Below are 15,410 nucleotides of genomic sequence, written 5' to 3' on the forward strand. Positions count from 1 at the left end.
AAAATGAAGCCCAACGCTTACCGAGAACGAACAGATTCCACCCATAGAAATCATCGTATTTTTCGCGGTAAACGTTGGGCTTCGCAAGCTTAGCCCAATCTACGGCCCTAACGAGAAATAGCAAAATGAGATTATAAATCTTCTCGACGAGCGTTGGATTCTACAAATTTAGCTCAGCTTATGAATCATCTCCAACACTAGGGTACTGAACAAAAATTCGACTACTTTCCTCCGTCAGTCTAACACCATCAACAACAAGACATTTCCCATCCACAATCAATGGATAAAATTCCTTCTCCCCTCCGATGCCAAAAACCGCTTCATGCAATAGTGACTTTGCAAAATCATAAAGAGCCTCCCTAGATGAAAATTTCAAATAGATATCCCCATTGTTAACATCAACGATACTACTAAGCCGATGCCTATCATCATTTAAAACAACATCAGAAGGTATATCATCCCCATCCAAATTAAGTTGCACTTCAGCACTCAAAGTATTCATGGCTTTACTACCTTATCCTTTCCCCACCAAGTGAACCCGCCATTCCCATCAGGAACAACATGAACATTCTCCCACGTCTTGCCTCTTGCGGATTGAATTTCAATATTGTAATGGTCTATTTTACCAGCCCCCTGGAAAGGACCGCCAATAATATGCGATTGCTCACCAAAGTCCTTTCTAAAAATAATCTTTGTGCCATCATCCAAAATAGTCATTAACTGGTTTGGATGTCCTGAGGTAGGTTTCGCATTATCCAAAGCAGAGCGAAGCACACTAGGCCTCAAAATTGCAGGCATCTCCTGAGCTATATTCTTCAAATCAGGACAACAATTAGCATTGTGCACCCAAACTCCAAGCTCACCCACATGGTAAGTCTGGAACTCGGCTACCTGAATATTGAAGACGGTATCGAGCTCGCCTTCCTCTGCTTGGTTCACCACCGTCAGCGGCTGGCCAGCATGGTCAACCAATATCACCCCTGCTTGCAACAGCGACGCCTTCAGCCATCCTTGATCCTTGACCCAAAATGGGTGCTCAGCCGTTGTCCGGAATGTCTCCTGCCGGCCTATTTCATCCTCCACCACGACACGATAGATAGCTTGGTCTTGTGTGGCCTTGTGAGCCACAACGGGTTGGAAACCATACTCACCGGTTTGATCGCTACGCGACCAAACCCACTCCCCGCCAACAAAGGTCTCAATGGCCTTGAGCCCTTTGTCAGTCAATACTTGCGTACCCGCAACGAAACAAGAACCCGGAGTCATACAGGACCCAAGCGCTGCATCAGATTTCTGAGCAACTTTCCCAGTACTTCCTACCTCTGCAGTCGTAGGTGCTACCACGGCCTGTTTAAAATCAGCCAGTGCAGCTTGCTCTGCCTGTTTCGAACCCAGCTTACGACTAGCAAGATAGCGCTCCGCGCTCTTTACTGCCGTCCCACCCATCAAACCTGCGGGTAACGCATCCGATGCAGCCATTTCCGCGATAGTGATCGCGGCTTCATTCATACACAGCGGGTTTGACATACATGCTCTTGCCGCAGCAAGCATCGCTGGCGTATAAGCTCCTCCCAGAGTCACGACTGCAAGCGCCAACCCCTTGTTACTAGCATCCTTGTTTGCTCTTGCCACTAGTTCGCGAATCGACTTTGGCTGATGTGCATATAGGAATTGATCCGTAACGCTCTCGCCAAACAAGTTGTGTTCCATCTCCGTCTTCGCCGCAGTCACCGTCGTCGCTGCCGTGCTAGCGCCGCCAGTCGCAGTCGACAACCCCGTCAACAAGCCGTTGACCAGATTCTCGCGCTGCAACTTTTCCTCCGCCGTCATCTTGTCAGCGTCGGTATGCTGAAGCTTGTCCAGCGCATTGTTCAGCGCCACGCTGGCCGCGCCGCCCGCCGCGCCCGCGCCGCAGCTCTGGCCGCTAGCTTCCGCGCCGGCGCAAGCCAGGGCGGCATGCAGCACCGCGCGCACGACTTCGCCTTCCGGCTTCTTGTCCGCATGATCCGGATCGTTGCTCTGCGCCCGTTCCAGATCATCCGCCAGCGCCTTGACTTCCTGCGCGCCCAACCCTTGCAGGTAAGCAATACCAGTGTTCTGCACCATACCCGCAAGGCCATTGGCCACGTTGCCGCCTATGCCGGCGGTGACGGCGGTGAGTATCTGGCTGTAGCTGCCGCCCGGTGCCCACTTGGCGGCATCATCCGCAGCAGCCTGCAATTGCGCTTTTTCCGTCTCGCTCTTGTTCGGGTCAAGCTGCGCCTTGTCCGCAGCGGCCTTGGCGGCCTTGGCCTCTGCCGCTTTGTTGGCCATGAAGGTGCCCACCTGCTGGTTCAAAGCATTGGCGGCGTCGAACAAGCCCTGCACTTCGCTGGCGTTGAAGTTGTTGGCCAGCTTGCCGCTGCCATCCCTATCACTGCTGACGTCTCGATTAGCCGTGGATGCGGCCTGGGCGGCGGTCTGGCCGGTTTGGGCCTGCTGCAGCGCATTGTCTGTGATGGTCAGGCTGCCGGCGCTGATGCCGGCGCGGGTGGTGCTGTTGTCGTGGTCCGACGCCGCCATGGCCATGCCGGATACGCCGCCGCTGCCGGCGGTGACGCTGACGCTGCTGGCGGTGAAATCGGCATGGTTGTCGATGTCCTTCAATACCAGCGCGCCCGTTTGCAGGCTGTTCTTGCCGTCCTGCGCCGCCTTGTCGGTACTGGCGATTTCCGCGCCGTTCAGCGTGGTGGCGCCTTTCACCTTCAATTGGAAGCCGCCGTCGCCGGCCTGGATGCCCGACTGGCGCTGCACGCTGGCGTAGTCGGCGTCCATCTTTTGCTGACTAAGAGTGGCCGATCCCCCACTCATGCTGCCCTGGGCACTGATGCTTTGATTGAGGCTGTGGTAGGTGCTGGTATCCTGCAGGCTGTCTATTTTCAAGTTACCAGCAATGTCGCCCACCACTTGCTGGCCCTTGACGATGCCTTGCAACGTGACGTTGCCGCCGGACACCAAATTGAGCTTGCCGCCGGCGTTCAGTTCGCTCAACTGGTACTGGCTGCCATTGCCGTCCACATGCCCGCGGCTCATGCTGGCGTTGACGTTGAAGCCGGCAAACGCGCCCTTGCCCTGTTCCATTCCGAAGGCGACGCCAACGCCGCCGCTGCTGGAACTGCTGGTGGTGTGCTCGCTGCTGGTGCTCTTGGCTGCCAGCAGCTTGATATCGCCCTCGGCCTGCAGAGTGAGGTCTTTGCCCGCGACGAATTGCGCGCCCTTGCCGCTGATGGTGCTGTCCTGCCCGGCGCCATGCGCCAGGTCCACCAATGTGCCACCGGATTTGAGCAGGCTGCAGCTGACGGTGGTGTTTACGCGGGGTATGCCGTGAGCGGCGGATCACCCCGTAAACGGGGCATCCGCCCTACGCGAAACCATCCACTGTAGTGGCGAAATCCCGAAAAAGTCGGGAGTGCCGCCGCAGTGTCAAAATAGCGAAGATATCCGGGGTACGCGGTTTATACGATTAACCGTGAACTGAACCAAGTCCATAATCAAGCCCAGCCGGCGATGTTCACGTCTGCGTAGATTTATCAAATGTCAGCTCTACAGGTGAGATCTTGCTCGGGGAACCTGAAAAACTAGAGCAACAATTAGCATTAAATTTATCACCCACACGTCAAATAGTAAACACAATCCTTTCCAGCAATCTCAATAGCTAAATTTTCCAGCCTCAGCAAACCAGCAGCAACCGTGCCATCAATAGGATACTCAGCATAAAACTCAGGATCATTAACTTGATCACCATACAACGAGATTAATACAGTCAATGCCTGATCAGAAGAAACCGGAAACTCACCCACAAGCTCATCTGTATTTTCATTGTAGACCGAAACATAACGCTTAATCATTTCTCAACCTTTCGACCGGGTTCCGGTGGTTTTATCTGCTGCCCTGTTCTGTAGTCAAAAGCACCGAGGTGCTTTCCATTTTTATTGTACTTTTCCAGTTCACCATGATAAGAGTCCCACTCATATATATTTCCCATTTCATCTTTCCATCTCGGACGCAGCCCCCCTCCTCCTTGAACTGGTGTTTTCGGGCGATCTCGTTTAAGCCCATCGACTCCAGTAATATCTGACACATCCGGCCTAGGAACATATTTATGATCTCCATTTTCATAGCTGTTTGGATCAATTGGCTTTGTTATACCAAAACCTTCCAAAACCCAATCAGCAAACTCCCCAGGCTTATTTTTCGCCTCAACCGCACCATCCCAAGTATCTTTAAGCCATTTATCAATCTTTTCTGCCGAGCTTGGCTTACCATCCAATTCAGCATCTATCTTAGTCGTACTCTTACCCGGCAATCGGGCATTGAGGGCAGAGCCCGCCTCCAAAGCCTGGAATCCTTCCCCCAAGCCCAGAAGTAAAGAGTTATTCTCAACCTCTGTCTTCGCCGCGTTCACCGTCGTCGCGGCAGTCGAAGCGCCCCCCGTCCCCAGCGCCACACCCGTAACCAGGGTATTGACCAGATTTTCACGGTCTACCTTCTGCTCGGCATTCATGTCTTCCGGCTTGAGATGCTGCAGCACATTCAACGCATTGTTCAACGCCACTGCGGAAGCTCCCCCCGCAGCTGCCTCGCCACAATTTTGTCCGCTCGCCGCAGCTCCAGCGCAACCTACTGCAGCCTGCAACACGGTACGCAGGGCTTCCGTTTGTCCTTCCGGCATGCCATGGTTGCTGAGGTCTTGCAAATAAGCTTTTACCTCCTGCGCCCCCATTCCCTGCAAGTATGCCAAGCCCGCATTCTGCGCCATGCCGGTCAAGCCATTGGCTAGGTTACCGGTGATACCTGCCAAGATAGCTGTCGTCACTTGACCATTTTTACTGCCGGGCGCCCATTTGGCGGCATCCGCCTCAGTGTCGATAGCAGCCTGCTGAAGCTTATGGTACTCATCGCTGTCCTTCGACAGACCGCTGTCTTCTGCGCGCTTCAACGCTTCCTTCGCCTCCTTGGCCGCTTCTATCTTGTTGGAGATGAAAGTGCTGACCTGCTGATTCAAGGCACTGGCCGCGTCGAACAGGCCTTGCACCTGATTGGCGTCGAAGTTGTTGGCCAGCTTGCCACTGCCGTCCTTGTCGCTGCTGACGTTGCGATTGGCGCCGGCTGCGGCCTGGGACGCGGTTTGGCCGGTTTGCACTTCCTGAAGCGCGTTATTAGTGATGATGAGGCTGCCGCCACTGATCCCCGCACGGGTGGTGCTGCTATCGTGACCAGACGCTTGCATCGGCAAACCGCCACCCGGCCCCCCCGTGCCTACGCTCACGCTGGTGCTGCTAGCGCTGTAGTCGGTGTGGTTGTCGATGTCCTTCAGCACCAAGGCGCCGGTTTGCAGGCTGTTTTTGCCATCGGCCACTGCCTTGTCGCTGCTGGCGAGGGCCGCGCCGTTTAAGGTGGTGGTGTCGCCGACCTTGACTTGGAAGCCGCCATCGCCAGCCTGAATGCCGGATTGGCGCTGCACGCTGGCGTAGTCGGCATCCATCTTTTGCTGGCTGTAGCTGATGGATCCGCTGAAGCCAGCGCCATACGTGCCTTCCGCGCTGAGCGTCTGGCTCTGGCTGTGATAGGTGCTGGTATCCTGCAGGCTGTCTATTTTCAAGTTACCAGCAATGTCGCCCACCACTTGCTGGCCCTTGACGATGCCTTGCAACGTGACGTTGCCGCCGGACACCAAATTGAGCTTGCCGCCGGCGTTCAGTTCGCTCAACTGGTACTGGCTGCCATTGCCGTCCACATGCCCGCGGCTCATGCTGGCGTTGACGTTGAAGCCGGCAAACGCGCCCTTGCCCTGTTCCATTCCGAAGGCGACGCCAACGCCGCCGCTGCTGGAACTGCTGGTGGTGTGCTCGCTGCTGGTGCTCTTGGCTGCCAGCAGCTTGATATCGCCCTCGGCCTGCAGAGTGAGGTCTTTGCCCGCGACGAATTGCGCGCCCTTGCCGCTGATGGTGCTGTCCTGCCCGGCGCCATGCGCCAGGTCCACCAGCGTGCCGCCGGACTTGAGCAGGCTGCCGCTTTCGGTATGGCTGTCGCTGACGGTGGTGCTTTCGCTATGGCTGCCGCCCACTGAAATGCTCAGTTTGACCCCATAACCTTGCTTGCCCGGATCGGTGCCCTTCATCGCCTGCTGATAGGCGGTATAGCTGTTGTAGCCAGCCAGCGCGGCGGCGGTGGTGGACAAGGCCTTGACGCGGTCATCCTTGCTCTTGGCTGCAGTATCAGCCGCGGAAGCCATGGCCTGCACGCCGCTGATCAGCGGACTAGTCAGTTGCACGGTCAGGCCGCTGGATTTGCTCTCCGTCTTCTGCACGCTGTGCCAGGTGTCCACCGCCACGTCGAGGTTCTGTTTCTTGGTGTCCAGATACAGGTTGCCGCCGGCGGTGACGTCGCTGCCTTGCAGCGTGAAGGTGTCCCCGGTCTTGATGCTGAGATTGCCGCCGATGCTGCCCACCAGGCTGCGGTTTTGGCTTTGGGTGGTGCCCGCGCCATCCAGTTGCTGCGTCAGTTCCTTGCTGCCGATAGTAAAGCCCAGGCCTCCACCGGAGAACAGGCCGGAGGTCTCCTCTTTGTGGTACTGGAACAGGCGGCTGGTATCGGTGCCGGAGGTGATGTTGAGATTGCGGCCGGCATCCAGCGTCACGTCGCCGCTGCCCGCCACCTGGCTGGCGTGGATGTTGATGTCGCGCTGGCCCTTGAGGATGACGGTATCTGCCGATACCGTGCTGCCCGCCTCATGCGTGCTGTCGTGGGCGACGATGTCGGTGGTGGTGCTGCTGCTGAACCAGCCGCTGGAGTGGTGCACGGTCTTGCTGTAATCGCTGTGGCGCTCCACCGCGCTGCCCAGGGTGACATCGCGGCCAGCCATCAACAGGCCTTGGCCATTGCTGGTCATGGACGCCGCCTGGGTATTGATATCGCGGCCAGCCTTCAGCAGCAGTCCGGTCTCACCGTGGATGGCAGTGCCATGCTGGTTTAAGTCGTAACTGTTGCGGACTTCTTCCCCCCAACTGTTGTCATCCCGCCGCTCAGTGGCCACCGCACCCAGCTTGATGTCATTTACCGCAGATAGAGCCAACTTGCCGCCGCTGGCCAGATTGGCGCCATTCAGCACCGCGTCGCCTTCGGCGCGCAGCAACATGTCGCCCTTGGCGGACAGGCCTGCGACGTTAAGCCTGTCGTTTTGCCAATCGTGCGAGCTACCGCGTCCATTGAGTTGGAAGCGGTTACTGTCCACTTCGGACTGCACCGTGATATTGCCTGCTGCTTGGGCAGTCAATAAGCCACCAGATTGTACCGAGGAGCCAAGCACCGTCAGATCATTGCCGGCCTGCAACGCGACATTGCCGCCACCATTCAACACAGAGGCATTATGTTGTTTTCGGTCATAGTTATACGAACTGCTTCTCCAGCCCCAGCCTTCGCTGCCGTTTCCTTGGCTGGTATCGAGCGAAGACAAGATATTGATGTCATAACCGGCCTTGGCTTGCACGCCGCCATCCGCTTTGACGCTGGACCCGATCAGCGAAATGTCATTGCCCGCCATGGCGCCAAGCGTGCCGCCGAAGTTAAAGCCGCTGCCGGTGTTCTTGGTCCAGCTGTAGGCGCCGCCCTTGTCGTCGCTCAAGGCGGCATAACTGTCTTGCCGACTGCCGATTTCAATATCATGCCCGGCTTGCAGCCAGCCATTGCCGCTAACCTTCACATCCGCGGCTCGGAACTTCAGGTCGTTGCCGGCGATCATCTGCAGATTGCCCGCTTCAATCTTGACGCCATCCTTGCTGAACGCGATATCGTCCGCCACGATGATGTTATTCGCCGCATTCAAGCTCAGGTCGCCCGCCGACTTGACCGCCCCGCCTTCGATGTGGATATCGCCTGCTTTGGCGTACAGCGTGGCATCGGCCTGCAACACGCCGCTATTGACCAAGTTGCCATCCGCCAGCAAGGTCATATTGCTGCCTGCCAAGACCGCTCCCTGGCCCAGCAATGACTTTTTATCGGCATTGGCCAGATACACCACCGGCACCAAAACGTCCTGATCATTAACCGTTTGCTTCACCAGCCAAACCATGTCGCTGGTCAATTGCGACATTTGTTCGGCGGACAACGCCACGCCCGGCGTAAGCTGAAACTTTCGCGCGTACTGCGCGCCATGATTCATGAGCTGCTGGTACTGCTCCATCGCGCTGCCATAGCCAGGCAGGAAGATTCTGCCCGTCATATCGGTGATGGCCTTACTAACCAGATGCTGTTCATAAAAGCCATCGCCCAGACGCTTGGAAACCGTGTTGGGGTCATAGCTCAGCTGTTTGAGCAGATAATCGGAGGAAACAAACTTGGCATACTGGGTGAATTGCGGATTGGTCTCCACCAGATAGGGTTGGCTGGGCGCGGGTTTGGAATGGAAAAGACCATTGTCCGGCGCTTGATAACCATGCGCCACCGGGTTGCCCGCTTTCACGCCCGCGATTTCAAGAACCATTTGCTGCATGGCGGGCACGGCGGACAAAACCTTGGACAAAGACATCCCCGCCGCGGCTTTTATCCCGCTATCGCCCAATGACGCCGCCGATACCGGGCCTTCCGCCTGGCCGCCCAGTTGCGCGGCGGACAGCGCGGATACCACGCCATCCGCCAGCTTAGCGGCGTCGTTTGCGCCCACGCTGCCTTGCAGCGCCTGGCCTGCGGCCTGTCCCAATGCTTTGCCGCCCATTGCGCCGCCGGTCATGGCGGATACGGCACCGCTCAAGGCATGTCCAGACAGAGAGCCGACCTCGCCCGCCAAATGCGCACCATTTTGCTCATCCAGCCGCGCGGCGGCGAGCGATTGCCCCGCGCTGCCCTCTACCTCTTGCCCCGCCAACGGGCCTGTGTGTTGGCTGCTCTGGCTTGGCAACGACTTGCCGCCGACCGCCGCGCCATCCACGCGATTGACCACGCCGCTCAGCCGCTGGCCGGCAATCTGCTGTTGACCTGAGCCATTGAGCGTCTGCCCCGCTTGCGCCGCCGGGCCTTCGCCTTGCAGCGCCCCGCCTTGCGCCGCGCCTACCTTGCCTTGCAACTGCCTGCCGGTCTCTCCGCTGGCGGCGTTGCCTTCCAACTTGACGCCCGCAGCCTGGCTGACTTGGCCATTCAAAGCCTGACCCGCGCCCGCGCCGGCATTCACGTCGCGGGCGACAGAACCGCCCGACGGCCTCTCTCCTGATGCTGCGCGCAGGGTTTGTCCGTCTGCCGCCGCCCCCCCACCCGCGCCTTGCACGCTAGAACCCGAAGCCGAACCTATTTGGCTGCCATTCGACAATTGACTGCCTTGGCTGGAGGGCACATTCACCGAGCCTTTATTGGTGTTGTAAATGGCCGGTGCCTGAATATAGAGGCGGTTATTGCCTTGGGCGATAGCGTCCACGGAGCCGATTTTAATCTTAGCAACATCTCCAATCCATTCCGATGGGGAACACTCCCCGGGACGAATCGAAAAATCCCCACCGTCACAAACTGTCGTCTCAACATGCCGTGTTGTTTTATTTAATTCCTTTCCAACATTCTTGAATGGCACACTGGAAACAGAAATCAAACTCCCACCCGCATTAATACTGCTATACTCATTACTAATCTCTCCTGCATTAACAATAATATTTCCAGAGGCTAAAATACGGGCAGGATTATTTTTGGAATCCAAAACATCAATACTAACCTCATCGTAGCTTACATAGGCTCCAACCGAATGAGTAGTCATTTCGATCTGACCACGCGGCCCACGATCTTGAACAATTATAGGGTCATATCTATCATTTTCTGTTTTTTGCTCGATGTGGAAGGTCGGAGCAGAAGTACTGTTTTGAAGTCTCCCCGCCTCGATATACATATTCCCATCCGACTGCAAGGTCGCAATGTGATTGAGCACTTGCCCAACCTGCGCCCCGGATTGGCCTATCCGCATATCGCCTAAACTATAAATCCATGCGCCGTCATGATTATTCAGCGTGCCGCCGATATTCAGCGCCATATTGCCCGCCGACGCCAATAGGGCTCGGCCACCGCTATTGTCCAGATTGCCGGAACGAATCGATATATCACGTGCCGTGATCGAGCCGGCATTGGTCACATTGGCCGCGTTCAAATCCAGCACGTCCGCGCCCAGCGTGCCGTAGTTATACAAATTCTGGCTCAGATGGGTGCTGAAAGTGCCGCCTATGCTGACGCTGCCGTTATTGGTCCAGTTCAGGCCCGACAGGCTCAAGCTGCCGCCGCTTTGCAATTGGCCGTTGTTCACCAGATTGCCGCTGGCGCTGATGCTGAGGTTGCGGCCGGCTTGCAGCTGCAAGCCGCCGTTGTTGATGAAATCGCCTTGCAAGCCCAGATTCAGATCCTGGCCCGCCAGCAAGGTGCCGACGCTGCCCAGCGCTGCGGTGTTGACGCCCAGGCTGCGCTGGCTATACACACTGCCGCTGTTGTCGAAACGTTGCGCGCTCAGTTGCAGATTGCCGTTGCCGGCGATTGCGCCGCCGCTGGTCAGTTGGCCTTGCACGGTCAACCGGCTGTCGCCGTCGCCCAGCGCCAGCACGCGCCCGCCGCCGTTGCTCAGATTGGCGGCATCCAATTGCAAAACGCGGCCGGCTTGCACCAAGCCACCATCGTTGTCTATCTGGCCGGCAGATACGGTCAGCGCGGCCTGGCTGCCCAGCGTACCTTGGCGATTGATCAGATTGCCGCCATGCAAGACGAGGTCGCCCTGGCTGCTGAGTACGCCCTGGTTGTTGTTGATATCACCGCTGCTTAGAGTGAGCTGGCCATTGGAGGTGATCTTGCCCTGCGCGCTGTTATCCAACTGGCCACGCAGGGTCAACAAGGTCTGCCCCGTACCGGCCTGGCCCAATTTGCCCCCCTGATTCCACAGATTGTTGGCGTCCAGTTGCAACTGGCCGGCCAACAGTTGCCCTCCCTGATTCGAAAGGTCTTGTCCGACTCGGGCATTCAGCAAGCCTGAGGCTTGCAAGCTGCCCTGGCGGTTATCAAGCTGGTCTGCCTTGAGGTCTAGGTTGCCATTGCTCAACACTGCGCCACCGGCGGAGTTGTCTAGCTTGCCAGCGAGATGCAGTTGATGATCGCCATTGCCTATGGCTTTGACGGTTCCCCCGCGGTTGTCCAGGCTTGCACCGTTCACTTGCAGGCTATTTCCCTGAATCTGGCCTTGCTGATTGTTTATCGCACCCGGCAAGCTCAGATTCAGCGCCTGCGCGCTCAACAGCGCGCCGCCCTGGTTGTTCAGGTCTTGCCGCAACTGTGTTTGCAGCCCGCCCTGGCTGGCTAGCGTGCCTTGGCTGTTATCCAATCGATTGGCGCTAACGGTGAGCGCGCCGTTGCTGAGCACTTGGCCATGCTGGTTGTTGAAATTCTGTCCCACTTGCAGCTGCGCCACGCCGGTCCCGGTCTGGCGAATATCGCCGCCTTGATTGCTCAAGGTGTCCGTTTTGATATTCAGGCTTTGCGCCGCGAGGTGACCGCCGTCGTTGCTGAGGCTGGCTTGCTTGGTTAGGTTTAGCGCGCCGGCTGCTTGCAGCGTGCCTTTGCTGTTGTCGACCGTCGACGCGTTGATGTCCAACTGGCCATTACCGATAATCTTGCCTTGATTGCCAAGGCTGTGGGCCACAGTCAGCTGGCTGCCAGCTTGGCCCAAGGCGGCGATCTGGCCGACATTGCTCAAGCTATCTGCGGTCACCTGCAAATCCTGGCCCGCCTGGATCGTACCGTTGCCATTATCCAATTGCTGGCCGACAGTCAGCTGTACTTGACCTCCGCTGCCTAGCATGCCCCCGTTGTTCAGTCCCTCTTTCACGTTCAGCGCTAAATGTTGACCACCAACCACGCTGCCCTGACTGTTGCCAAGCTGGCGGAACCGTCCATCCAAAGCTTGCTGGCTATACAACTCTCCCGCCTGATTATTCAATGCATCCGAGCTGACGCTCAGGCTTTGTCCGGCGATATGGCCGCCCGTATTCGCCAACGTTTTCTGGGCGTCCACGGTCAATGCTTTGACCGATTGCAGCGTGCCCTGGCTGTTGTCGAGTGCGCCGGCCTGGACCTTCAAATCACTGGCCGCCAGGATCTTGCCTTGGTTGCTCAGTTGGCCATCAACGCGAACCGCGCTGGCATCGTCCTGTCCTTGCACCAGGATTTGGCCTTTGTTGGCGTTAGCGAGCGTTGACGTTGTCAATTGCAAGTCTTTGCCCGCCACGATGGTGCCGGCACCGTTGTCCAGCGCGCCCGCCGCCAGGATGACTTGGCCATCGCTGCCAAGCGAGCCGTCATTATGCAGACGCCCCTGCACGCCAAGATTTAAGCCTTGCTCCCCGGCCAAGCTGCCATTGGTATTGTCCAGCGTGCCAAGTTGGGCAGTCAGCTGGCTTTGCGCATAGATTGATCCGGCTTGGTTGCTAAGGCTGTCAGCCTTCAGTTTCACGCTCTGCGCTGCCAAGTGGCCGCCATCATTGGTCAGGCTAGCCTGCTTGGTGAGGTTCAGCGTGCCGGCCGCTTGCAGCGTGCCCTTGCTGTTGTCCACCGCCGCCGCGTTGACATCCAACTGGCCGTTGCCGGCGATCTTGCCTTGGTTGTGCAGATCGTTGCTCACCGTCAGCGTACTGGCCGCGTCTTTGCCGAGAGCCAGGATTTGGCCTTTGTCGGCGTTGCTCAGACTTTGTGCGGTCAGTTGCAGGTCTTTGCCGGACTGGATGGTGCCGGTCGCGTTATCGAGTTCGCCCGCACTCAGCTTGACCTGGCCATCGCTACCCAGGGTGCCGTCGTTGTGCAACGTACCGGTCACCATAAGATCAACGCCTTGGCTGCCAACCAGGCTGCCTTGGCTGTTGTCCAGCATCTTCAACTGGCTAATCAGTTGGCCTTGCGCGTAGATTTCGCCGGCTTTGTTGCTCAGGCTGTCGGCGTTCAGTTTCAGACTCTGGCCGGCGATGTGGCCGCCGTCGTTGGTCAGGCTGCTTTGCTTGCTCAGCTCCAGATGGTTCGCTGCCTGCAAGGTGCCCTTGGCGTTATCAATCGTCGCCGCGTTGACGGTCAGGTCGGCGTTACCGGCCAGCTTGCCCTGGTTGTGCAGCTCGCCGCTGACATCCACCTTGCTCGCCGCGTCTTTGCCCAGGGCGAGAATCTGGCCTTTTTCGGCATTGGTCAGCGACGATGCGCTCAGTTGCAGGTCCTTGCCGGATTGGATGGTGCCGGCGGCGTTCTCCAGCGTGCCGACGCTCAATTTCACTTGGCCGTCGCTGCCGACCACGCCATCGTTATGCAACTGGTCGGTCACCGTCAGGTCGACGCCTTGGCCGCCGATGACGCTGCCCTTGGCATTGTCGAGGGTCTTCAGTTGGCTGCTCAGTTGCTGCTGGGCGTAGATCTCGCCCGCCTGGTTGCTGAGCGAGTCGGCGTTCAGTTTCAGGCTCTGGCTGGTAATATGGCCGCCGTCATTGATCAGGCTGCTTTGCTTGGTCAGATTCAAGCCAGCCGCCGCCTGCAGCGTGCCCTTGCTGTTGTCGATGCTGGCGGCGTTGACGGTCAGATCGGCGTTGCCGGCGACTTTGCCCTGGTTGTGCAGCTCGCCGCTGACATCCACCTTGCTCGCCGCGTCTTTGCCGAGGGCCAGTATCTGGCCCTTGTCGGCGTTGGTCAGCGACGCGGCGGTCAGTTGCAGGTCCTTGCCGGATTGGATGGTGCCGGCGGCGTTCTCCAGCGTGCCGGCGCTCAGCTTCACTTGGCCGTCGCTGCCTACCACGCCGTCGTTGTGCAGACGGTCGGTCACCGTCAGGTCGACGCCCTGGCCGCCGATGACGCTGCCCTTGGCATTGTCGAGGGTCTTCAGCTGGCTGGTGAGTTGCTGCTGGGCATAGATCTCGCCCGCCTGGTTGCTGAGCGAGTCGGCGTTCAGTTTCAGGCTCTGGCTGGTAATATGGCCGCCGTCATTGATCAGGCTGCTTTGCTTGGTCAGATTCAAGCCAGCCGCCGCCTGCAGCGTGCCCTTGGCATTGTCTATCGTCGCAGCGTTGACGGTCAGATCGGCGTTGCCGGCGACCTTGCCCTGGTTATGCAGCTCGCCGCTGACATCCACTTTGCTCGCCGTATCCTTGCCCAGCGCCAGGATCTGGCCTTTGTCAGCATTCGTCAGACTTGACGCCGTGAGCTGTAAATCTTTCCCCGATTGAATCGTGCCGGCGGCGTTCTCCAGCGTGCCGGCGCTCAGCTTCACTTGGCCGTCGCTGCCGACCACGCCATCGTTATGCAACTGGTCGGAAACGGTGAGGTCGACACCCTGGCCGCCGATCAAGCTGCCTTGGCGGTTATCCAGGCTCTTCAGTTGGCTCGTCAGTTGCTGCTGGGCGTAGATCTCGCCCGCCTGGTTGCTCAGGCTGTCGGCGTTCAGCTTCAAACTCTGGCCGGCGATATGGCCGCCGTCGTTGATCAGGCTGGATTGTTTCGACAGCTCCAGATGACTAGCCGCCTGCAGCGTGCCCTTGCTGTTGTCAATGCTCGCCGCGTTGACGGTCAGATCGGCATTGCCGGCGATCTTGCCCTGGTTATGCAGCTCGCCGCTGACATCCACCTTGCTCGCCGCGTCTTTGCCGAGGGCCAGGATCTGGCCTTTTTCGGCATTGGTCAGGCTCGATGCGCTGAGCTGCAGATCCTTGCCGGACTGGATGGTGCCGGCAGCGTTCTCCAGCGTGCCGACGCTCAATTTCACTTGGCCATCGCTGCCGACCACGCCGTCGTTATGCAACTGGTCGGAAACGGTGAGGTCGACACCCTGGCCGCCGATCAAGCTGCCTTGGCGGTTATCCAGGCTCTTCAGTTGGCTCGTCAGTTGCTGCTGGGCGTAGATCTCGCCGGCCTGGTTGCTCAGGCTGTCAGCGTTCAGTTTCAGGCTCTGACTTGCAATGTGGCCGCCGTCGTTGGTGAGGCTGGTTTGCTTGGTCAGATTCAAGCCTGCAGCCGCCTGCAGCGTGCCCTTGGCATTGTCTATCGTCGCAGCGTTGACGGTCAGATCGGCGTTGCCGGCGACCTTGCCCTGGTTATGCAGCTCGCCGCTGACATCCACTTTGCTCGCCGTATCCTTGCCCAGCGCCAGGATCTGGCCTTTGTCAGCATTCGTCAGACTTGACGCCGTGAGCTGTAAATCTTTCCCCGATTGAATCGTGCCGGCGGCGTTCTCCAGCGTGCCGGCGCTCAGCTTCACTTGGCCGTCGCTGCCGACCACGCCATCGTTATGCAACTGGTCGGAAACGGTGAGGTCGACACCCTGGCCGCCGATCAAGCTGCCTTGGCGGTTATCCAGGCTCTTCAGTTGGCTCGTCAGTTGCTGCTGGGCGTAGATC

Annotated in this window: 4 protein-coding genes; all 4 read right to left on the minus strand. The window is 58.2% G+C overall.

Features of this window, described 5'->3' with window-relative positions; translation table 11 throughout:
- Positions 1-178: 178 nt before the first annotated feature.
- Positions 179-502, minus strand: coding sequence for a hypothetical protein (locus tag CV_RS23605; RefSeq protein WP_011136415.1), 324 nt, complete (start codon positions 500-502; stop codon positions 179-181).
- The gene (locus tag CV_RS14045) at positions 499-3,360 is read right to left on the minus strand and encodes a hemagglutinin repeat-containing protein (RefSeq protein WP_227590092.1); all 2,862 of its coding nucleotides are present in this window, start codon (positions 3,358-3,360) and stop codon (positions 499-501) included. The genes CV_RS23605 and CV_RS14045 overlap by 4 nt, the downstream gene beginning before the upstream one ends.
- 284 nt (positions 3,361-3,644) lie before the next feature.
- The gene (locus tag CV_RS23610; protein ID WP_011136417.1) at positions 3,645-3,887 is read right to left on the minus strand and encodes a DUF7683 domain-containing protein; all 243 of its coding nucleotides are present in this window, start codon (positions 3,885-3,887) and stop codon (positions 3,645-3,647) included.
- Positions 3,884-15,409: a hemagglutinin repeat-containing protein gene (locus tag CV_RS23615; protein ID WP_227590093.1), complete on the minus strand. Its 11,526-nt coding sequence runs from the start codon at positions 15,407-15,409 to the stop codon at positions 3,884-3,886. Before CV_RS23615 ends, CV_RS23610 begins: the two co-directional genes overlap by 4 nt.
- Between the last annotated feature and the right edge of the window lies 1 nt (position 15,410).

Origin of the sequence: Chromobacterium violaceum ATCC 12472 (genome assembly GCF_000007705.1) — a bacterium.
Classification (GTDB): Bacteria; Pseudomonadota; Gammaproteobacteria; order Burkholderiales; family Chromobacteriaceae; genus Chromobacterium; species Chromobacterium violaceum.